This is a genomic window from Streptococcus sp. 1004_SSPC (assembly GCF_001069025.1).
GTDB classification, from domain to species: Bacteria; Bacillota; Bacilli; order Lactobacillales; family Streptococcaceae; genus Streptococcus; species Streptococcus vestibularis.
This window is the reverse complement of record NZ_JWGQ01000081.1, coordinates 21,302-41,994: the sequence shown is the minus strand read 5'-3', so window position 1 is coordinate 41,994 and position 20,693 is coordinate 21,302. Positions and strand designations below refer to the sequence as shown.

At 41.5% G+C, this 20,693-nt stretch carries 20 protein-coding genes and 1 other annotated feature; of the genes, 3 read left to right on the top strand and 17 right to left on the bottom strand.

Annotated elements, in window-relative coordinates:
* Positions 1 to 35: 35 nt before the first annotated feature.
* Positions 36 to 539 (top strand): HdeD family acid-resistance protein, encoded by a 504-nt coding sequence (locus ADF62_RS06575; protein ID WP_003095580.1) that lies wholly within the window; start codon positions 36 to 38, stop codon positions 537 to 539.
* Positions 540 to 620: 81 nt separating this feature from the next.
* Here the strand turns inward: ADF62_RS06575 and ADF62_RS06570 are convergent, their stop codons facing one another.
* From ADF62_RS06570 to ADF62_RS06510, 13 genes are all read right to left on the bottom strand, one after another.
* Positions 621 to 2,501, bottom strand: coding sequence for an ABC-F family ATP-binding cassette domain-containing protein (locus tag ADF62_RS06570; RefSeq protein ID WP_048788398.1), 1,881 nt, complete (start codon positions 2,499 to 2,501; stop codon positions 621 to 623).
* An 83-nt stretch (positions 2,502 to 2,584) separates the two neighbouring features.
* Positions 2,585 to 3,787 (bottom strand): CCA tRNA nucleotidyltransferase, encoded by a 1,203-nt coding sequence (locus ADF62_RS06565; RefSeq protein ID WP_003097824.1) that lies wholly within the window; start codon positions 3,785 to 3,787, stop codon positions 2,585 to 2,587.
* Positions 3,784 to 4,551: a 4-hydroxy-tetrahydrodipicolinate reductase gene (dapB, locus tag ADF62_RS06560; protein ID WP_048788397.1), complete on the bottom strand. Its 768-nt coding sequence runs from the start codon at positions 4,549 to 4,551 to the stop codon at positions 3,784 to 3,786. The genes ADF62_RS06565 and dapB overlap by 4 nt, the downstream gene beginning before the upstream one ends.
* Before the next feature lie 60 nt (positions 4,552 to 4,611).
* The gene (locus tag ADF62_RS06555; RefSeq protein WP_003097827.1) at positions 4,612 to 5,454 is read right to left on the bottom strand and encodes a DegV family protein; all 843 of its coding nucleotides are present in this window, start codon (positions 5,452 to 5,454) and stop codon (positions 4,612 to 4,614) included.
* A 1-nt stretch (position 5,455) separates the two neighbouring features.
* Positions 5,456 to 5,830: a DUF1149 family protein gene (locus ADF62_RS06550; protein ID WP_003095516.1), complete on the bottom strand. Its 375-nt coding sequence runs from the start codon at positions 5,828 to 5,830 to the stop codon at positions 5,456 to 5,458.
* 200 nt (positions 5,831 to 6,030) lie between these two features.
* Positions 6,031 to 6,726 carry a GNAT family N-acetyltransferase gene (locus ADF62_RS06545; protein WP_003095639.1) on the bottom strand — a complete coding sequence of 232 codons (696 nt, stop codon included), beginning with the start codon at positions 6,724 to 6,726 and terminating at the stop codon, positions 6,031 to 6,033.
* A 56-nt stretch (positions 6,727 to 6,782) separates the two neighbouring features.
* Positions 6,783 to 7,073, bottom strand: coding sequence for a 50S ribosomal protein L27 (gene rpmA / locus ADF62_RS06540; protein WP_002885483.1), 291 nt, complete (start codon positions 7,071 to 7,073; stop codon positions 6,783 to 6,785).
* 35 nt (positions 7,074 to 7,108) lie between these two features.
* Entirely contained in the window at positions 7,109 to 7,423 is a 315-nt protein-coding gene (gene rplU, locus ADF62_RS06535; RefSeq protein ID WP_002885597.1) for a 50S ribosomal protein L21, read from the bottom strand.
* 40 nt (positions 7,424 to 7,463) lie between these two features.
* Positions 7,464 to 7,538, bottom strand: a sequence feature (ribosomal protein L21 leader region).
* Positions 7,539 to 7,650: 112 nt separating this feature from the next.
* Positions 7,651 to 8,187, bottom strand: coding sequence for a GNAT family N-acetyltransferase (locus ADF62_RS06530; RefSeq protein WP_048788396.1), 537 nt, complete (start codon positions 8,185 to 8,187; stop codon positions 7,651 to 7,653).
* Positions 8,188 to 8,191: 4 nt separating this feature from the next.
* Positions 8,192 to 9,511 (bottom strand): accessory Sec system glycosylation chaperone GtfB, encoded by a 1,320-nt coding sequence (gene gtfB, locus ADF62_RS06525; RefSeq protein ID WP_048788395.1) that lies wholly within the window; start codon positions 9,509 to 9,511, stop codon positions 8,192 to 8,194.
* Positions 9,504 to 11,015, bottom strand: coding sequence for an accessory Sec system glycosyltransferase GtfA (gtfA, locus tag ADF62_RS06520; RefSeq protein WP_048788394.1), 1,512 nt, complete (start codon positions 11,013 to 11,015; stop codon positions 9,504 to 9,506). The genes gtfB and gtfA overlap by 8 nt, the downstream gene beginning before the upstream one ends.
* A 105-nt stretch (positions 11,016 to 11,120) precedes the next feature.
* On the bottom strand, positions 11,121 to 12,344 hold the full coding sequence (gene thiI, locus ADF62_RS06515) for a tRNA uracil 4-sulfurtransferase ThiI (protein WP_048788393.1): 1,224 nt from the start codon (positions 12,342 to 12,344) through the stop codon (positions 11,121 to 11,123).
* Positions 12,345 to 12,397: 53 nt separating this feature from the next.
* Positions 12,398 to 13,543 carry a cysteine desulfurase family protein gene (locus ADF62_RS06510; RefSeq protein WP_048788392.1) on the bottom strand — a complete coding sequence of 382 codons (1,146 nt, stop codon included), beginning with the start codon at positions 13,541 to 13,543 and terminating at the stop codon, positions 12,398 to 12,400.
* A gap of 108 nt (positions 13,544 to 13,651) precedes the next feature.
* On the opposite strand from ADF62_RS06510, the gene ADF62_RS06505 reads away from it, so the two are divergent.
* A complete protein-coding gene (locus ADF62_RS06505) occupies positions 13,652 to 14,113 on the top strand; it encodes a DUF6556 family protein (protein ID WP_003097842.1) in 462 nt (153 codons plus the stop codon).
* Between the two features lie 45 nt (positions 14,114 to 14,158).
* Positions 14,159 to 15,406 carry a bifunctional folylpolyglutamate synthase/dihydrofolate synthase gene (locus ADF62_RS06500; RefSeq protein ID WP_048788391.1) on the top strand — a complete coding sequence of 416 codons (1,248 nt, stop codon included), beginning with the start codon at positions 14,159 to 14,161 and terminating at the stop codon, positions 15,404 to 15,406.
* 111 nt (positions 15,407 to 15,517) lie between these two features.
* Here the strand turns inward: ADF62_RS06500 and gorA are convergent, their stop codons facing one another.
* From gorA to ADF62_RS06480, 4 genes are all read right to left on the bottom strand, one after another.
* Complete coding sequence (gene gorA, locus ADF62_RS06495) at positions 15,518 to 16,870, bottom strand: glutathione-disulfide reductase (protein WP_003097845.1); 1,353 nt, start codon at positions 16,868 to 16,870, stop codon at positions 15,518 to 15,520.
* A gap of 148 nt (positions 16,871 to 17,018) precedes the next feature.
* Entirely contained in the window at positions 17,019 to 18,995 is a 1,977-nt protein-coding gene (locus ADF62_RS06490) for a PTS fructose transporter subunit IIABC (protein WP_003097847.1), read from the bottom strand.
* A complete protein-coding gene (gene pfkB, locus ADF62_RS06485) occupies positions 18,992 to 19,903 on the bottom strand; it encodes a 1-phosphofructokinase (RefSeq protein ID WP_003097849.1) in 912 nt (303 codons plus the stop codon). Before pfkB ends, ADF62_RS06490 begins: the two co-directional genes overlap by 4 nt.
* Positions 19,900 to 20,646 (bottom strand): DeoR/GlpR family DNA-binding transcription regulator, encoded by a 747-nt coding sequence (locus ADF62_RS06480; RefSeq protein WP_048788390.1) that lies wholly within the window; start codon positions 20,644 to 20,646, stop codon positions 19,900 to 19,902. The genes pfkB and ADF62_RS06480 overlap by 4 nt, the downstream gene beginning before the upstream one ends.
* Between the last annotated feature and the right edge of the window lie 47 nt (positions 20,647 to 20,693).

Below are 20,693 nucleotides of genomic sequence, written 5' to 3'. Positions count from 1 at the left end.
TAGTAGTATTAAGAAAAATTAATAAGAGGTATCGTATGAAAAGTTTTACATTAATTAGTGGGATTCTCATTACTCTCTTGGGTGTCTTTTTCTTCGCTAATCCTACAAACCTTCTTGCCATTGTTGGTTGGCTTTTTGCTCTAGTGATGCTCATTTCTGGTGTTTCAAGTCTCATGGTTTATTTCAAACGTGATAACGAAAACCGCTCCTTCTTCCAACTGCTTCAGAGTATCATTTCCATTGTTTTTGGGATTATTTTGCTATCGACATCAGCATGGGTACTCTCAGGTGTAGCTGTAACCATTATCGCTTGGTGGCTTCTTGTCTCAGCCTTTACACAAGGTTTCCAAGCTTATCGCCAACGTCAATTCGGCTTCTCAGGACAACCTGCCCTATCAATCGCCTTGATTTGTCTGGTATTCGGTCTCCTACTTTTTAGTGCCCCGTTTTTCTCAGCCTTTCTTATTGGGCGCTTGGTAGCTTCCTTAATTATCTTTGCGGGTGTCTCAGTCCTCTCATTCTCATTCCGCTTGTGGTAGAACAAAGTTATCTCACTACGTAATAATATAAAAAAGCCTTGCATATGCAGGGCTTTTGTCATACTTTGATTACTAAAGAGCTTATCCTTCTAGCTCACTCAAATACTCATAACGTTCATACTTTTCAAGTAAAGTTTCGTTGGCAGACTCCAAATCACGTTGAAGGGTAGCTAACTGTCCATAATCGCTAGCATTTTCAAGCATGGCTGCTTCAATCTCTTCGATTTTAGCTTCAAGGTCGGCAATCTCATCCTCGATAGTCGCCCACTCTTGTTTTTCAAAGTAACTCATGCGTTTTTTGTCTTCTTTGACTTTCTCAACTTTAACGCTAGCTTGCTTTTTTTCCCTCTCGAGGAGGACTGATTGCTCTTGTAAGAAGGCTTTTTCATCAAGGTAGTCAGTGTAGTTACCAAAGAACTCTCGCACACCGCCATCTTCAAAGGCTAGAATCTTGTTAGCTACCTTGTCCAAAAAATAGCGGTCGTGACTTACGGTAACGACAGGGCCGCCAAAACCATTAAGGAAGTTTTCCAAAACCGTCAAAGTTGCAATGTCCAAATCATTTGTAGGCTCATCCAAGAGCAGAACGTTAGGCTTTTCAATCAGAATCTTAAGTAGATAGAGACGTTTCTTTTCCCCACCAGAGAGCTTGGCAATCTGTGTCCCATGAGTAGAACGAGGGAAAAGGAATTGCTCCAAGAGCTCTGTGATACTGGTTGTTCCAACCGTTGTCTTAACTTCATCTGCAACTTCTTGCAAGTAGTTAATGACACGCTTACTCTCATCCATGTCCTTAATTTGCTGTGAGAAATAACCAATACGTACCGTCTCACCAATATCTAGAATACCAGCTGAAGGCACAAGATCACCATTAATCAGATTGAGCAAGGTCGATTTCCCGACACCATTATCCCCAACAATACCGATACGATCGCGATTTTGCATGATAAGATTGAAATCACTGAGAATTTGCTTGCCATCTTCATAAGCAAAATCGACATGGCCGAAGTTAACCACCTTCTTACCAATACGGCTGGTCTCAAAGTTAATTTCAAGATCGTCATTATTGACCGTTTGGTGAACCTCACCTTTAAGATCCTTAAAGCGATTGATACGAGCTTGTTGTTTGGTTGCACGTGCCTGTGGTTGCGTTCGCATCCATGCTAACTCCTGCTTATAGAGTTGCTTTTTCTTGTGAAGAGCTGCTGCATCTCGTTCATCTTGTTCGGCCTTTAGACGCACATAGTCTTGATAATTCCCCTGGTATTCAATCAGATTAGCCTGGTCTAGCTCAAAGATACGTGTGGCTACATTGTCCAAGAAATAACGATCGTGGGTAATAAAGAGGACCGTTTTTTTAGAAGATTTGAGAAAATTCGTCAACCAAGCAATGGTATCAATATCCAAATGGTTGGTTGGTTCGTCCAAAAGTAAAAGATCAGCATCATTCAAGAGAACCTGAGCCAACTGCACACGGCGTCTGAGACCACCTGAGAGGTCCCCGACCTTTTGAGAGAGGTCTGACAAACCTAGCTTAGATAAAACTGTCTTAACCTCGCTCTCAATGGACCAAGCATCAAGACTATCCATCTCAGCCATAACCTTTTCTAAACGAGATTGATTATCCTCAGAATAATCCGCCATGAGGGTCTCGTATTCACGAATCAAAGTCATCTCACGAAGGTCTGATGACAAGACCATATCAAGCACTGTCTTGCTATCATCAAATTCAGGCTCCTGAGTCAAATAAGCAATCTTATAACCATTAGCCTTGGTAAAAGGTGACACGTCACCATCAAAACCAATACGCTCTGATACAACATCTAACAAAGTTGTCTTACCAGTCCCATTGACACCAATAATCCCGATACGATCCAGATCATGGATAATGAATGAAATCTCTTTAAAAACCGTCTTATCACCAACGGACTTGGTTAATTTTTCAACAATAAAATCTGACATCTTACTTCCTTTTTACAAATAACACCGCTACGGATTCTACGCATGCTCTGTAGCGGTGTGTCATTTTTATAACGTCTTTAGACTTATTTCATCGCTTGAACAAAGGCCATGATGGCTTCCTCGGCATTAGCTAGTTGACCATCAACGATGGCATTTTCGATAGCCTTAAGTGCACGACCAAGGTCCGGACCAGGTTTGAATCCTAGCTCCTTCATCAGTGTGCCACCATTCACAACGATTTCGTGCTTATCATGGATGAGCAACTGACCATCCAACTCGGCAATACGCTCATAATCGACGTCCAAGCCCTGAGCCCGTCTCAAGGTTTCAGCCTCCTCTAAGAGTTCCTTACCATACTGATAAACATCTTGCTTAGTCACAGCTCTCTCCAAACGGAAATTGAAAATGTCAACCAAGGACTGAACTGTCTTTTGGAAATTAACAGATGTCTTCCATTTTTTAAGAAAAGAGCGTGGATTATCGTGCTTGAGAGCCAGAAGAGTTGCCGCCCAGGCCTGCTCAGAACTTGTAAATCTAAAGCCCTCCACATAGTCTGCCACAAAATCCTGCCATTCTTCAGCAGTTTCTTGAAAATCTGGAAGGTACTGATAAGCCTTAGTTGCTAGAAGTGCCTTGATCCCTTTCTTCCAATGCGGTGCCAAAAGCAACTTATCGAACTCGATGAAACTTCGCTCAATCGAAATCTTTTCCAAAAGAGGAGCATGGCTGGCCATAGCCTGAAAAGTCTTCTCTTCGATATCAAAGTCTAAACTCGCTGTAAAACGTAGGCCCCGCATGATACGAAGAGCATCCTCGTTAAAGCGTTCCTCAGCCTTACCAACAGCCCTTAAGACACGGTTGTCCAAATCAGCAAGACCATTGAACTTATCAATAATCTCAGCATTTTCATTAAGAGCAAAAGCATTGACTGTAAAATCACGACGCTTGAGGTCTTCTTCCAATGAACGCACAAAGGACACGCTAGACGGACGACGGTAATCCACATAGACGTCCTCTGTTCGGAAGGTCGTCACCTCATACTCACCGCCATTTTCCAAGACCAAAACAGTCCCATGCTCAATACCGATATCCACCGTACGCTCGAAAATTTGCTTGGTCTCTTCAGGATACGAAGACGAAGCAATATCTACATCATGAATGGGACGGTTAAGAAGGGCATCTCGCACCGAACCACCAACAAAGTAAGCCTCAAAACCCGCAGCCTTAATCTTCTCTAATATTGGTAAAGCCCTCTGAAACTCAGAAGGCAAATAACTTAATTTCATAGTAAATGTTCCAAACCATAAACAAGCTGATCACGTTTAACCACTTCTTTAATACCGAGATTGACCCCGCTCATAAAAGAAATACGGTCATAAGAATCGTGACGCAAGGTCAATCCTTCTCCCTGGGCACCAAAGATAACCTCTTGGTGAGCCACAAGACCTGGCAAACGCACACTGTGAATACGGAAACCATCAAACTCAGCGCCACGTGCTCCAGCAAGTGTTTCCACCTCATCCTCAGCACCTTGACGTTTCGTTTCGCGAACCTCACGAATAAGTTCAGCTGTTTTCACTGCTGTACCTGATGGCGCATCTTTCTTTTTATCGTGGTGAAGCTCAATGATTTCAAGATCTGGGAAATATTTACTAGCTTCTGCCGCAAACTTCATAAGAAGGATAGCACCAATAGCAAAGTTAGGAGCAATCAATCCACCGATAGACCTGTCTTTAGAAAGGTCTGTCAATTCCTGAATTTGTGCTTCAGTAAAGCCTGTTGTTCCTACAACCGGTGCAAAGCCATTTTCCAAGGCAAAACGGGTATTTTCATAAGCAACAGCAGGCATGGTGAAATCTACCCAAACATCTGCATCAAAGCCAACCAAATCAGCTTTATCCGTGAAGACAGGAACACCATCCACTTCTTTTTCTGCCGCAAACGGGTCAAGCAAGGCAGCCAAGGTCAATTCATCATCTCCCTTAACCATTTCAACCGCAGTTGAACCCATTCTTCCTTTAAATCCGGCAACAATAACTTTAATAGACATATCATTTTTCCTCTCTATTGATCTTGCTCATAGGCAAGCCTGATTCCAGATGTATCGTACTTATTTGGTAAATTTAGGTGTTAGACCTAGCACCAGCGCTCCCTCGCCCAAGTGCGTCGCAATCACAGCACATAAGGATACCACCGATGAAACAGTAATCCCTTGAGCTTCCAGCTGACTTTTAAGAGCCTCAGCCTTTTCAGGAGCATTAGTATGAAGGATGCTAAGCTCCATTTCACGATTGTCTTCGGCTAGGGCAACCAAGCGTTTCACAGCTTTCTTCTCTGTACGTACCTTTTCAAAAACAACGATTTTGCCTTCAGCATTAAAATGTAAAATGGGTTTGATAGACAAAAGATTCCCCAAAATCGCTGAGCCATTCGACAAGCGACCACCCTTAACAAGGTGATTAAGATCATCCACAAGAATATAAGCCGTCGTGTTCTCTACTTGCTCCTCGAGCTTCTTCAAAATATTCTCGAATGACATCCCTTGCTCTGACCAATGCAAAACGTTTCTAACCATGGCACCCATAGGAGCTGCCGTGATTTTAGTATCAGGAAAAGCAACCTTCAACTTGGCATAATCTTCAATCAAAAACTGACTATTAGCCCAAAAACCAGAAATCCCCGAAGAAAGGAAAAGCCCAATGACATGGGTATACCCTTTCTCCCCCAACTCCATGAGAAAGTTATCCAAGTCGGCTAGATTGGGTTGTGACGTCTTGAGCAGTTCCTCAGAGTTTGCCATTTTTTCGTAAAACTGATTCACATCCAAGTTCTTTCCTTCAACAAAAGGCTGTTCCTCAATGATAACCGGAATATCTAAAATATAAACATCAGCATGTCCCTGAATTTCAGCAGGTAGATTAACCGATGAATCCGTAATAACTGCTAAAGACATCTTAGAACTCCAAGTTAATTCCTGGACGATCCAAGGCGATTTCAGTCACTTCATAAGTCAAACGCTGAAGTGTATCCAATAGCGGTGCTGCCAAAGACTCAGCTTCTTCTTGTGAGAAATCTTTTGGTTTATTGACGATACGGTTTTGAATATGGTTCATTTGAGAAACAATCCCTGAGATAACAAACTCATCACGAACAATCATAAATTGCAAAACAGCTACAACCGACGTATTGCTAGCTTCTTTATCTTTATTGTGCAACTGAAACGTTACTTCAACATTTGTTTTAGGAACACCATTCTCTTTTTCCCACTCATGGTTACGAACATCATAGTGGTAACGGTTAACAAATACTTTTTCGCGAATTAAATCCATTAGTCATTATTCTCCTTGATAAAATTACTCTTTATTATAGCATAAATATGCTTTATTATGGGAATATTATTGACAGAAAAATGAGCATTTAAACTGATTTTGACAGTGATAATAAGCATTAGCAAACTAAAAACTTGGACTTGACCTTCAGACTACTAAAACAGAGCTCCTTCACCAGAAAAGAGCCCTTATATTAATAGCTAGCAATCCCTCAGAGAACGTTTCTGTTGTCCCTGTTCATCAAAATTCTCAGGAGCTAACCAATTCTCAAATCGTTCTTTAAGTCTTGGCCACTCACTATCAATAATCGAGAACCAGTCCGTATCTCGACTACGTCCCTTATAAATAGCATGATTACGAAAACGCCCCTCATAGGTGAACCCTAAACGTATGGCAGCATTGGCAGAAGGACGGTTGAGACTATCACATTTCCACTCATAACGGCGATAGTTAAGATCTTCAAAGACATATTTCATAAGTAGGTATTGAGCTTCTGTAGCTGCTCGAGTCTTTTGTAAAGTAGGTGCCAAAATCACTCGCCCCATCTCAACACTGCGATTTTTCGGTGTAATAGCCATGAGTGAGAAGGTTCCTAGAACTTTACTTGAAGCCTTATCCCTGATGGCAAAGAAATAAGGATTTTGGGATTTCTCATAATCCTCCAAACACTGACGTACAGCTTCTTCAGATTCAAAAGGCTCCGCATACATATAGGTCCAATCAGAGAGAATCTGATTAGTAAAATAAAAGTCTAAAATATCCTTATAATGCTCTGCCACTGTCAAATGTTCAACGCTACAATAACGACCTTCTAATAGGGCAACATCTGGCATCTTACCTGGACTAGCATCCGCTAGACTTGGTCCCACTTCTTGTTGGTAGTGATTTAAAGGCATAGAATTCTCCTTTTTCATAAAGAAAAGCCTACACAAAAGTGCAGACTTTAGCTTAATTATTTAGCAACTGGGTATACAGATACTTGTTTTTTGTCGCGACCTTTACGTTCGAAACGTACAACACCTTCAACTTTAGCGAAGAGTGTATCGTCACCACCACGGCCTACGTTTACACCTGGGTAGATGTGTGTACCGCGTTGACGGTAAAGGATTGATCCACCTGATACAGTTTGTCCATCAGCTGCTTTAGCACCAAGACGTTTAGCTTGTGAATCACGACCATTGGAAGTAGAACCCCCACCTTTTTTGTGGGCGAAAAGTTGCAAGTTTTCAAGAGTTTTCAACATAAGATTGTGTCCTTTCTTAGTGATTAGTCGCTAACTTACGCGTTGATAGCGTTGATAACAACTTTTGTATAAGGTTGACGGTGACCTTGTTTACGGTGGCTACCTTTTTTAGGTTTATATTTGAAAGTGACAACTTTCTTTTGTTTACCTTGTTTTTCGATAGTTCCGACAACAGTAGCTCCCTCAACAACTGGAGTACCTACTACAGTTTTATCACCACCGACAAGAACAACTTCGTTAAAAGTTACTTCTGATCCAGCTTCAGCGTTGATTTTTTCAACGTAGATCGCTTGACCTACTTCAACTTTAACTTGTTTTCCACCAGTTTTGATGATTGCGTATGTGCTCATGATGCACCTCCTATTAAAATTTTTAATGTGTCTGAGGTTCCCCTCTGTGAAGACTCGCCTAGTACTGCGGGGACGAACCCACTTGCAAACAGTAGTCGTGCGGTTGCACAGGACGTGCATTTAGTCAACGTTACAATTCTATCATTTTTTCCCTCTAATGACAAGAGAAAAAGTTACTTTGATTATTCTTATTCTGCTCATTGAAGTTTAGCCAAGTAAGGATTAGCCTACTCAACTCTTATAGCATATTTTCCTAAAAAGGTCTTAGCTAGTTCCCGCTCCAAAGCATCTAAGGAGAGACTCCTATCCGTTGTCAAAATTTGATAACGTTCAGTCCCTTCAAAATAGAAGTGATTCAATAACTGATAGCCATTTCGTTCATAAAATGCTAAACGTTTTAAACGTTGCCCCCGATTAGAGACTTGCTCCTCATCCATAGGTTCAATCGTAAGCACACACGGTCGTTCTCCTGCTTCTTCCCTAACTTGTGCCAAAATTTGACTGCCGTATCCCTGAGACTGTTTACTTTCCTCAACCGCGAGAAAGAGTAGGTAAACCAAGTTGTCAGTATAAATGATATAGGTCAGACCAATGAAAACTTTCCCATCAAAATATGCCAAGAAAGATTGTCCTCTTTTCAAGCTGTTCCAAGACAATTGCCAAAGTGGTAATCTCTCCTCCACAGGAAAAGCCGCTTCATAAAGCGAAGCGACCTTCTTAAATGTTGCTGTCAGAGGATAAATGTTACGAACCTCTAATGTCATTTTCCTAACCAATAACCTTCTTATAATCTTCTGGTGTTGCTACATGAGCGTGCTCACGTTGGCGATCAAGCAAGTGACTAAGGAAGTCACGGTTGCCCAAGGCTTCTTTAAGGGTTTGCTTAAATTGCCCGGCATTCATTGGTGAGAAGATATTGCTTGGTGCAGTATAATCTGGACCATGGCTTGTGTTCGTGAAAGCCAGGATAAGCAGGTTATTTTCAAAGGCAGCACGTGTCGCTGACAAGATTTCATTTTGGTGGTTAATATCCAAATAGAAATCAGCCTCCTGATAGAGACGCTTAACCTGCTCCGTTGTAATATTCGGATAAAGGCTAACATTACTATATTTAGCTAAATCCATCAAGCGACTTGACATTTCAGTGATTGCCCCAACATGATAATGCATGGTAGGCACTTCACTGACAATGCTTTCCAAATGTTCAATCTGATCTGAGTTAGTCAAGATAAGCGCTTGATTTTGGAAGTTGTTCTGGCGGGCAAATGGATACATGAATCCAAGGAAGGCCACGCGAGAAGCCTGCTCTGGACTAATCAGTCTTAGAAGATTTGTGTAGGCTGCGTATTCTTGCACGACAATCTTAGTTTGACGGTGATTGCTATCAAGAAGGAGACGCATATTCCCAGGAACGGAATCAGTAATCGGTTCTTGCCAGAAGAGGACATCTTGACCAGAATTCGGAAGATTCATAGTTGTCAAGAAAGGTGTCGCCAATGAGTTGTATAGAATACGACTCAAATCATAACCGGCTTCTTTAAGATAGAAGACTACAAATTCAGATTTGTTTTTGAAAATGTAGACCTTGTCTTTCCAATTCAAGATAACGTCTTTAGTCAAATGGTTGATGACGATAACTTCCTTGTTGTCAGGAGTGAAATAGCTCGTAATGGTCGCTTCTTGCTTAACATTATAGGTCGTTTGTGAGAAACGGTAACCCTTGTTATTGTAGCGATCAGTCACGCGCAAGCGACCTGACTCATCATACCAATCCACAGCTTTAACTAGACGTTGGTGAGCAGGATGCGCATAATGAATATGACCACGTTTCTTATCAAAACGGAAGATTTCCGCGTTACTATTCGTTCCTATAATTTCCCAGTAATCAGGCACGGGTACCTGATTAAAGTAAAGTGCAGAACCCTGAACCTTATCAAAACCTGTGAAATAAAGGTAAGGTGAAGTCACATCACTAGGTAAAAAGCCATCATCTGAAAGACAAACTGTTGTATTCACATAGCCAGCGACAATGAGCGAGTAATGGAGATCCCAACTACCTTGACTATAGTTTTCAAATAAATTAATCATGATTAGTTATCTCCCTTACTAAGTTAAGCCACTTCTGCTCGATTTCCTCTGTCAAAAAGCCTTTGGCAATGTCATAAGAAACTTGATGAACATGATCCAAATCTGAGCGATTGAAGAAGGCTACAATTTTCTCTGCCAAGGCAGCTACGATAGCAGGTTCATCATCTTTTTCAAAACGAGGAATGAGGTACCCATTCTCATTGTCCTTGATAAAGGTTTGGTTCCCATAACGAACATCAAAACCAATCATACCTAGACCAGATCCCACGGCTTCTAGAAGTGTCAAACCAAATCCTTCACTCTTAGAACCTGATAGGTAAAGTTCGTAGTCCTTGTAGACTTCTGTTAAGTCTTGGTGACCTTTAAGGTGGATATAATCCTGAGCTTGATTTTCCTCGATAATGGCCTTAAGTTTGGCTTCTTCAGCACCTGTTCCATAGATATCAAAGTTTACTTGTGGCAGACTTTCTTTAGCCTTAACAACAGCCTTGGCCAACCAGTCCACGTGTTTTTCATTGGCCAAACGTGAAGCTGTGATGATTGAGAATGGTTTACGCTCTCCTTCAAGCTCTCTCAGTTTATCCACACTTCCCACAGGGATGGTTACGATATGAGGTGTAAATGGTGTGTATTTATTGAACTGATCTAGCATAATGCTACGTTGACGTTCTGTCGCTGTGATGAAGAAATCAACCTTATCTGCATTGCTGAATTGGTACTCGTAGAAGTTATTCCATAAAATAGTCTTGTCTGTCACAGCATTTTCACTAAAGTGCTCTGCATGGACCACAACCCCAAGCTTAGCAGGTTTGGTGTTACGGAAAACAGCCTGTCCCGTACCAGTTGCACGGTCCAAGATGACGATATCCTGGTCAGTTAGGCCAAGTCGAGACATGAAGTAGGCGATAAATTCATGCTTAGATGACAAAATCTTATCTGGAAAATGGAAGACACTGTCCTTACCATCAACAATTTCATCATAAGCAATAGTCCCATCTTCATTGAAGAAACGCCGTTGATAAAGGTGAGCCTTATTATCTACCGGTGTGTAGTACTCCGTGAACATCTTAGTGTAAGAGTAAAAGTCTTTACGGATTAAGCAGCCACGCGATACTTTTTCCACACGATGAACGATATCTTCACCCTCTTTACGCAAGTAGGCTGCATAGAAGATATCTTCCTTGGCACAAAAAAGCTTAACCACTTTGCCATTAATCTCGCGACGCGTGATGTCATAAGGAATTTCCTTTTCCAAATCCTTGACAGTATAGGTCGTTGGGGCAATCTTAAGGTCTGTAAAATAGCTGTAAAGCCAGATGATATCTTCATCTAAAAATCCCATGTTACGGGTCAAATCAGAAAGATTGTCCTGCAAGAACATATCCATAAAGACAAACTTAGCCTTAATACCTGTATTTTTGAAAATTCTAGAACGATAGGACTGAGCATACTCAACACCACTTGATGCCCAACCGATTCCTAAATTGATGTTATAAACAGTCATGCAGTTTCCTTTCTAGGTAAAAGTTTAACATCGACATTTCTTTTTCGATATAGCTAACTCTAATGATACCTGAGCAATACCAAACTGTCACTATATCCTCCTAGACTAAAGTAAGTCTTCAATAAGTGTATCCACTTCGTCTTGCGCTTCTTCAATAGGCGTGATTTCAGTCACCATGATTCCTGCAACCGCACGTTCAACTAAGCTTTCAACATCCATACGACCTTCATATTGTTCAACGTTCTTGATTTTTGGATTAGTTTTCGGACGGTCAGGTGCAAAAATGGTACAGCAATCCTCAAAAGGTTGGATGGAGATATCAAAGGTATCGATTTTTTGTGCCAAATCAATGATTTCCAACTTATCCATAGTGACAACTGGGCGAATCACGGGCGTACAGGTTACAGCATTGATAGCCTGCATAGACTCCATCGTCTGACTGGCAACCTGTCCAAGACTCTCACCATTGATGATCACGAGACCACGGCGTTCTTCACGAATTCGGTCTGTAATACGCATCATGAAGCGACGTGTCAAGGTCATCAAATAAGCCTCTGGTGCTTTTTCTTTGATTTCCTCTTGAATCTCAGTAAATGGTACTTCTATGAACTGAATATTACCACCAAACTTGGTCAACTTACGGGTCAAATCTTGAGCCTTTTTAAGTGCACCAGGACTTGTATAAGGTGGGCTTGCAAAGTGGACAGCCTCGATATCCACACCACGTTTAAGGGCTAAATAACCTGCAACAGGCGAATCAATCCCACCTGAAAGCATGAGCATTCCTTTACCAGCAGTCCCTACAGGTAATCCACCTGCTCCCTTAATTTCCTCATGAGAAATATAAGCTGCCTCAGCACGAATTTCTACCTTCAGATTAATATCTGGCCCCTTCATCTGTGCCTTAATGTCAGGCAATACATCAAATACAGCATTTCCTAAAGTAAGGTTGAGCTCGCGACTATCTAAAACAAAGTCGTGATCACTACGTTTAGCAGTCACCTTAAAGGTAAGTCCGTCACGATAGAGGCCAGTCATAATGTCTTGAACAGCTTTTTTCAATACTTCGACATCTTTTTCAAATTTGTAAACAGGGCTAAAGGCCTGAATCCCGAAAATCTGCTTCAAAGACTCTGCTACTGGCTCGTAGTCTGTACCATTGAGGTAGATGTGTCCACGGTCTCGATCAAAAGTCACTTTAACTTCTGGATAGATAGATAACACATCTTTGATGTTATTTCTGAGTTTATTGATAAAACGCATACGGTTTTTGCCCTTAGTTGACAATTCACCGTAGCGAACCATAATTTCTGAATACGTTAATGTCATTCCTTTTCCCTTTAAACTTGAATTTAGTTTTATTTTTTAATCGATTAATCTTGCTATCTTACTTTTTGCGTCTTAGCATAGACCTGCTTGAAAATCGTGAGAAACTGTTCTACTTGTCCCATATCATTATCATCATCAAGACTGATACGAACAGCCGTTTGGGCTAACTTTGTTGGAACGCCCATAGAAATGAGGGTCCCCGCTGGTTTCCCCGCCTTAGATGAACATGCTGAGGTCGTTGAAATATAGATTTGATGCTCTTCAAAAGCATGGACAACCACTTCACCACGAACTCCCTTAACTCCAAAGGTCAAAATATTGGGAGCAAAGTCTTCACCCTCGCCTGAGAAAATAGTAATATCCTCGTACTTAGCCAATTCGTCAAAGATAATCTTTTTCATCTTAGCAATTTTAGAAAGAGAAAATCCCTCTTTGTCAGTTACCAAGCGCAAAGCCTTAGCCATACTCGCAATCCCAGCAACATTTTCAGTTGTTGAACGAAAATCTTTTTCTTGCCCACCACCGGTTAAGAGTGGCGTAATCTTTTTCCCTGCCTTCTTGTAGACAAAACCGACACCTCGAACGGCATGGAACTTATGACCAGAAAAAGTTGCAAAATCTACACGGTCTGTTAAATAAGCTGATACAGGAATCTTCCCAATAGCCTGAACAGCATCCACATGGAAAGATATGGTCGGCTCATTAGCTAGAAGATCTGAAATTTCTTGGATAGGTTGGATTGAACCGATTTCGTTATTAACAGCCATAACCGAAACCAAAATCGTATCAGGCCGTAATAATCCAGCAAGAGCTTCAACATCCACAAATCCTTGCTCATTAACGGGTGCATAGGACACTTCAAAACCATGCTCTGAAATCCATTTAGCAGACTCTTTTACCGCAGGATGTTCAATATCAGAAACAATAATGTGTTTGCCATAAGGTTCTTTTTCAAAAGCCACTCCTTTAATGACCCAGTTGTCGCCTTCGGTTCCACCAGACGTAAAGAAAATCTCATCGGCTGATTTTCCAATGAGGTCCGCAACTTGCTTACGAGAAGCCTCCAAAATACGTGTCGCAGATGTTCCTAATTGGTGTAGGCTGGATGGGTTCCCAAAAATTTTAGTAGCCACTTCTTGATAGGTTCTAAGTGCCTCTGGATAAGGCATCGTCGTGGCTGAATTATCAAAATAAATCATGATTTTTCCTCGATTTTTATTTACTATTTATTATAGCATAATTTTTTTAGCAATTTTTGCGAGAAAATCATATAATAGAGAGTACGAAATATTTTTAAGGAGAGCATCATGTCTGAAAATTACTCACGCCGTAACCATTCATCAAAAGAAGAAAAAAAATCTGCACCAATGGTGACCGAACACGTTACAAAAGGCTTCACTGCCTTCCAAAAAGTACTTACTGCTGTCGGGACAATCTTGTCAATCATTGTCGCTTCCATCACTATCATGAATTTCACATCATCTAAGAATAAGGACACTTCTGATTCATCATCCAATCAGTCAACTGTAGTCATTAAAGAAGGCAACAATAAGACCCAAGAATCAAGTGTCGCCTCATCTAGCTATGGTAATGCAACTGACTCAGAAACAGAGACAAGCAGCCAAGCTGGTAATAATACCTATTCTTCATCAGCAGATACAACAACTGGTGGAAATACAACTACTTCTTCATCCGCAGCCACTGCAGACACAACAACTGGCAATACGACAACTGGAGACGCCACAACTAGTGGCGCTGTCTCCAACTAAAACAAAGAAAAGGTTAGGAAACCCCTGCCTTTTTTATATAATCCTATGAACTATACAAAAACTCTAAATTTCATCCACTCCTTCAAAGGCAATGGACGTCGCCCTCAACTCGGACGTATGCGTTGGCTCTTGAAGCAGGCAGGAAATCCTCAATCTCACTATCCAACGGTGCATATCGTCGGTACCAACGGTAAGGGATCAACGACTAGCTACCTACAAAATATCCTAACAAAATCAGGCTATCAGGTCGGGACCTTTACCTCCCCTTATATTACTCGCTTTAACGAACGCATTAGTATCAACGGCACAGAGATTCCAGACAAGGATCTGATTAACATTGTTGCGAAAGCTCAGGTTCTTCTCGATGATTTAGAAGAGCACACTGCTTTTGAGCGACCAACAGAATTTGAATTGGTCACCTTACTCATGTTCCTCTACTTTGACCTTAAACAGGTTGATATTGCTATCATTGAAGCCGGAATTGGTGGACGACTTGATTCGACCAATGTCCTTTCTCCAGAGCTTGTCATCTGTACTTCAATCGGCTTTGATCACACTGAAACTTTGGGCAATAGCCTTTTGGACATTGCCAATCATAAGGCAGGCGTCATGCGAGAAAATACACCTATCTTACTTGGTCGTGTCTCTACAGAAGTTGAACATTTCTTCAACAAAAAATCACATGACCTACAAGCTCCTTTAGCCGTCATTGATAGGGAAATTCAGCTGCTTCCAAGGGACAATCAAACGATCCAAGTTTCTTATGACCATTGGGAAAGTCCAAAGCTTAAACTTCCAATGTTAGGACAGCATCAAGAAAACAATGCTGGGCTAGCTGTCACTGCTGCCCATCTCCTAGCTCAAACATTTTCTAAGATTACCGATAAGAGCATCCAAGAGGGAATCGTAGAGACGCATTGGCCTGGTCGTAGTGAGTGGATAGGAGATAACATTTATCTAGATGGTGCTCATAACCCTCAAGGAATTGCCAGCTTAAAACAGGTACTAAAAGATAACTTCGCTAATCGTAGGATACATATCCTCTTTGCAGGACTTAGACGAAAGCCATTGGCAGACTTACTAGAGGAATTGAAAGATTATGATATAACGGTAACCAGCTTTGACTTTTTTGAGGCACTGCCTTTGAATGAATATCCCCAACACTTCAAACGTGTAGCCGACTATAGAGACTGGCTAGCACAAGCTGAATCAGCAAATTCTGACGATCTATTTGTCGTCACTGGATCTCTTTACTTTATTTCAGAATTAAGAAACTACTTAATTAACGAATGAAAGGCCTGAAGGCCTTTTTTATTTAGACAGTCTACAGTTTTACACAGAGTGTAGGCTGCTATTTAAACACAAAGAAAAGCCTGAAACTCTCAGTTAACAGACTTCACTTTTCTATCTCATCGTTACAAATTCCTCTGAGCCTGTTGGATGAATGGCAACCGTATTATCAAAATCAGCCTTAGTTGCTCCCATCTTAATAGCCACAGAGAATCCTTGAATCATCTCATCGACACCATACCCAATACCGTGAAGACCGATGATTTTTTCATCCTCACCTAGCGTTACTAATTTCATGGTTGACGGCTGACGATTATCTCCAAGAGCCGTATACATTGGAGTGAAACTAGATTTATAGACCTTGATATTTTCCGAACCATATTTGGCAATTGCCTTTTCCTCAGTCAACCCAATAGCACCAATGACCGGATGACTAAAGACCACAGTAGCTACATCTGTATAATCAAGTTTAGCATCAACTTTATTATTGAAAAGTCGCTCTGACAATTGGCGACCAGCCTTCACTGCAACTGGAGTCAAATCAAGTTTACCAGTCACATCTCCAAGAGCATAGATACCAGGAACAGATGTATTTTCAAACTCGTCTGAATAAATGTTACCTCGTTCAGTCAACTCAACGCCTGTCTTTTCAAGACCAAAGCCAGAAGTATTCGCTGCACGTCCGACAGCCCAGATAAGGCAATCAACTGTAATAGTTTCTTCATTGTCAAAGCTAATAGTCAGAGAATCGTCTGCATTTTTTACTACCTCTGTTGCATTAGCATGCATGTGAAGTGTAGGGCCAGACTTAGCCATCTCATCAACTAAAACATCGATAATGTCTTTGTCAAAGGTACGCAATGGGCGATCCTTACGAATAAAGAGATGAGTATCACTTCCAAGAGCATTGAGAACACCGGCAACTTCAACTCCAATATAGCCACCACCAATAACAGCTGTACGTTTTGGCACCTCATCTAACTCAAAGAAACCATCTGAGGTAATTCCATATTCACTGCCTGGAATATTTGGATAAAGAGAATGACCGCCTGTTGCAATTAGGATATGTGGTGCTGTATAAAGTTCACCCGCTACTTCAACCGTATGAGGGTCAACAAATCTTGCATACTTGTAAACACGTTCAACACCATTGCTATCAAAACCGCGCTCATAAGAACCATGGATACGATCGATATAAGCCTGACGATTGGCCTTAAGCGTCGCAAAATCAAATTTATTAAGCGTCACATCAAAACCATACTCTCCTGCGTAACGGTGAAGGGTCTCAGCAACCTGAGCACCATACCACATGACCTTTTTAGGTACACAACCCACATTAACACAGGTACCACCGACCTCTTTTCCTTCAAAGAGAATAACCTTAGCACCATACATAGCGGCACGATTAGCACTAGCAACACCACCAGAACCCCCACCGATGACAATATAATCGTATTCTTTTACCATAATTCACCTCTTATGTTTCTTTATACAGAGCATTAGCTACTAGATAAACCATTTCTGCCTATACTGTATCATAAAATAGGTACCCTGACAAAAATCTGCTACGACACCAAAAAACAATCCCGTCACAACGAGATTGTTTGATCATATCTTATTTATCAAGTGGTTTACGAAGGAATCCAAAGAGGATACCTGATACCACAGCACCAATCAAGATGAAGAGAAGGTAAAGAAGAGCATTTGAAGTGAGGGCAATAACGAAGATACCTCCGTGTGGTGCCATCAATTTGATTCCAGCCATACCTACAAGAGCACCTGTAAGAGCTGAACCAACGATAAAGCTTGGGATAGCGCGTGCTGGGTCAGCTGCACCAAATGGAATTGCACCTTCAGTGATGAATGAGAGTCCCATAACAATGTTTGTCAAACCAGAGTTGCGTTCTTCTTCGGTGAATTTATCTTTAAATAAGAGTGTCGCTACAAAGACTGCCAATGGAGGAACCATACCGGCTGCCATAACTGCTGCCATAACAACTGAACCACCTGAAGTTACTGTTGCTGCGAGAGTACCTGTACCAAAGACATAAGCAGCTTTGTTAACTGGTCCACCCATGTCCACTGCCATCATACCACCGACAAGGAGACCAAGGAGCACTGCTGAGCTCCCTGACAAGCTTGACAAGAAGTTATTAAGACCAGTATTGATTGCTGCCATTGGGATATTCACTGCCAACATCAAGAAACCTGTAGCAAATACACCAAGAAGTGGCAAGAGCAAGATAGAACGGATTCCTTCAAGGGCACGTGGAATACCTGCCAAGAGTTTACGAAGAACTAGGATAACACCACCTGCAAGGAAACCACCAACAAGAGCTCCAAGGAAACCTGAAGATACGCCAACAAGGGCAAGGGTTGCTTTACCGCCTGAAGCAAATGGAACACCACCAAAGGCTGCACCACTTGAAGCAATAGCACCAGCTACGAAACCTGATACCAAACCTGGTTTCTCAGCGATAGAGTAAGCAATGTAACCTGCAAGTACTGGAAGCATGAAACCAAAGGCCGCACCACCAATTGCTTTGAATTGAGCAGCAATTTCATGGTAAGAACCAAGTTGTGACAATTGATCTTTAGGAACACCCATAATTTGGTCAAGCAAGAAGGCAAGCGCAATCATGATACCACCACCGATAACGAATGGGAGCATTTGTGATACCCCACTCATCAAGTGTTTATAGAAGGCACCACCGAGGCTCAATTTCTCACTTGATTCTTGAGCAGATCCAGCATTTTCGGCATGGAAGACTTCAGCCTTACCATCCAAGATATTTTGGATTAATTCTTGAGGTTGACGAATACCTGCAGCGACTGGTTTAGAAAGCAATTTTTTACCATCAAAACGTGCTGTTTCAACTGCCTTGTCTGCCGCTACGATAACACCTACAGCCTTACTGATTTCTTCAGCAGTCAATGGTGTTCCGACACCTGAAGCACCGTTAGTTTCAACACGAACATTGACACCCATTTCTTCACCTGTTTTAATTAGTGATTCTTCAGCCATGTAAGTGTGAGCAATACCGGTTGTACAAGCTGTTACGGCTACGATAAGTGGTTTATCGCTTGAAGCTGCTTCTTTAACAGCTTGTGCTTTCTTAGCTTCCTCAGCCTGTGCTTCTTCTTCACCCGTATCAAAAGCAGCAATCACTTCATCTGGAGAAGTTACCTTACGCAAACGATCTGCAAAACCATCTTGCATAAGGTATTTTGACAACTCAGCTAGGGCTGCCAAGTGAGTGTCATTTGCTCCCTCTGGAGCAGCAATCATAAAGAAGAGGTCTGTAGGTTGACCATCAAGTGATTCGTAATCTACACCTTTATTAGATTTAGCAAAAAGTACAGTTGCTTCTTTTACTGCAGCATTTTTACTGTGCGGCATAGCAATTCCATCACCCAAACCAGTTGATGTTTGTGCTTCACGAGCCATAATGCCTGCTTTGAAAACATCAAAGTCAGCCACGACACCATTATCAACCAAGCTGTTAATCATTTCATCGATAGCAGCTTCCTTTGTAGTTGCTTGAAGGTCAAGCAACATGACTTTTTTGTTCAGTAAATCCTGAATTTTCATAGTTTTTCTACCTCAACTTTATTGTATGTTTCTTCAATAAATTCAATTGTTGCCAAGTCATCTGAGAAAGCTGTAGATGTTCCGCAGGCTACTCCCCACTTGAGAGCCTCAATCGGATCACCTGATTTAACAAACTCACCAGTGAAACCAGCAACCATCGAGTCACCCGCACCAACAGAGTTTTTAACTGTTCCCTTGATTGGTTTAGCAAAGTAAGCAGCCTCTGGTGTGACCAGCAGAGCTCCATCACCCGCCATTGAGATGATAACGTTCTGTGCACCCTTAGCAAGGAGTTCACGCGCATATTTTTCAACATCAGCCAAACCATTAAGTTTGACATTGAAAATAGCTTCTAACTCATGGTTATTTGGCTTAACCAAGAGTGGTTGGTAAGCCAAGGAATCAAGCAAGGTTTGACCTTCAAAGTCACAGACAACCTGTGCACCCGTTTCACGCACTAGTGGAATCAATTTGTTATAGACCTTGTTTCCAAGATTGCTTGGTGCTGATCCAGCAAAAACAACCACATCATCGGCACTTACACTTGAAAGGATAGCTTCAAGCTCAGCCAACTGATAATCATTGATGACAGGCCCAGTACCGTTAATTTCAGTTTCTTGGTCAGCCTTGATTTTAACATTGATACGTGTATCTTGATCCACAGCTACAAACTTAGTTTTAATGCCTTCTGCATCCAAACCATCTGTCACAAAACGTCCTGTAAAACCACCGATGAAGCCCGTAGCAGTATTGTCAATTCCTAAACGTTGTAAAATACGACTGACATTAATCCCCTTACCGCCAGCGAACTTATCATCACTCTCCATACGGTTAACTTCACCAATCTCTACTTTATCGATACGAACAATGAAGTCGATTGATGGATTTAGCGTTACAGTATAAATCATACTTCAATAACCCTCGTTTTCTCTTTTAATTCTTTTAGGAGCTCTTCTTCCGAAGCATTTGTAATTATGGTTACTTTCTCAACCTCGGCTACCTTAGCATAGGTAATCTGACCAAGTTTAGAGGTATCAGCTAGAACATAGGCTTTTTGCGCATTGGCTATAACCGTCCGTTTGATAACTGCCTCTTCCATGTCTGGTGTGGTGAAATAATTAGCATCAACGCCATTAGCACCAATGAAAGCACAATCAAAATTCAGTTGTCTGATTTGCTCTTGAGCAGTACTTCCAATAGACGCATCCGTTGAATGTTTAACCTTTCCTCCAACAATCCTAGTGCTAACACCAAGATCTACCAGCTTAACCGCATGATGGATAGAATTAGTCACAACCGTTACCTGACGATTAGACAAATGTGGAATCAAAAGTTCATTTGTTGTACTAGCCTCAAGAAAGACGACATCACCTTCCTTAATTAAATCGGCAGCATAACCAGCTAACTGAGCCTTTTCTTTAACGTTTCTAATAGCTTTTTGACTATTGGCAATTTCTTCCTTTAGACCATGAATGCTTTCAGCACCACCATGAACACGTTTAAGTTGGCCATCTGCCGCTAACTCGTCTAAGTCGCGACGAATCGTCGACTCGGAAGTATCACTTAACAAAACAGTTAGGTTTTCCAAAGTGACAAAACCATCTTGTTTCAACTGAGACAAGATAATCTGCTTACGTTCAGACTTTATCATAATCTCTCCTTTTGTAATCGTTTACAATGTCTATTATACTAAATTTT

Coding starts and splice junctions, on each gene's coding strand:
- rpmA (WP_002885483.1), bottom strand. CDS start 7,073: ATGTTGAAAACTCTTGAAAACTTGCAACTTTTCGCCCACAAAAAAGGT.
- ADF62_RS06530 (WP_048788396.1), bottom strand. CDS start 8,187: ATGACATTAGAGGTTCGTAACATTTATCCTCTGACAGCAACATTTAAG.
- ADF62_RS06510 (WP_048788392.1), bottom strand. CDS start 13,543: ATGATTTATTTTGATAATTCAGCCACGACGATGCCTTATCCAGAGGCA.
- pfkB (WP_003097849.1), bottom strand. CDS start 19,903: ATGATTTATACTGTAACGCTAAATCCATCAATCGACTTCATTGTTCGT.
- ADF62_RS06565 (WP_003097824.1), bottom strand. CDS start 3,787: ATGAAATTAAGTTATTTGCCTTCTGAGTTTCAGAGGGCTTTACCAATA.
- rplU (WP_002885597.1), bottom strand. CDS start 7,423: ATGAGCACATACGCAATCATCAAAACTGGTGGAAAACAAGTTAAAGTT.
- gorA (WP_003097845.1), bottom strand. CDS start 16,870: ATGGTAAAAGAATACGATTATATTGTCATCGGTGGGGGTTCTGGTGGT.
- ADF62_RS06505 (WP_003097842.1), top strand. CDS start 13,652: ATGTCTGAAAATTACTCACGCCGTAACCATTCATCAAAAGAAGAAAAA.
- ADF62_RS06555 (WP_003097827.1), bottom strand. CDS start 5,454: ATGTCTTTAGCAGTTATTACGGATTCATCGGTTAATCTACCTGCTGAA.
- ADF62_RS06545 (WP_003095639.1), bottom strand. CDS start 6,726: ATGCCTTTAAATCACTACCAACAAGAAGTGGGACCAAGTCTAGCGGAT.
- gtfA (WP_048788394.1), bottom strand. CDS start 11,015: ATGACTGTTTATAACATCAATTTAGGAATCGGTTGGGCATCAAGTGGT.
- ADF62_RS06575 (WP_003095580.1), top strand. CDS start 36: ATGAAAAGTTTTACATTAATTAGTGGGATTCTCATTACTCTCTTGGGT.
- ADF62_RS06500 (WP_048788391.1), top strand. CDS start 14,159: ATGAACTATACAAAAACTCTAAATTTCATCCACTCCTTCAAAGGCAAT.
- ADF62_RS06570 (WP_048788398.1), bottom strand. CDS start 2,501: ATGTCAGATTTTATTGTTGAAAAATTAACCAAGTCCGTTGGTGATAAG.
- ADF62_RS06550 (WP_003095516.1), bottom strand. CDS start 5,830: ATGGATTTAATTCGCGAAAAAGTATTTGTTAACCGTTACCACTATGAT.
- ADF62_RS06490 (WP_003097847.1), bottom strand. CDS start 18,995: ATGAAAATTCAGGATTTACTGAACAAAAAAGTCATGTTGCTTGACCTT.
- gtfB (WP_048788395.1), bottom strand. CDS start 9,511: ATGATTAATTTATTTGAAAACTATAGTCAAGGTAGTTGGGATCTCCAT.
- ADF62_RS06480 (WP_048788390.1), bottom strand. CDS start 20,646: ATGATAAAGTCTGAACGTAAGCAGATTATCTTGTCTCAGTTGAAACAA.
- dapB (WP_048788397.1), bottom strand. CDS start 4,551: ATGTCTATTAAAGTTATTGTTGCCGGATTTAAAGGAAGAATGGGTTCA.
- thiI (WP_048788393.1), bottom strand. CDS start 12,344: ATGACATTAACGTATTCAGAAATTATGGTTCGCTACGGTGAATTGTCA.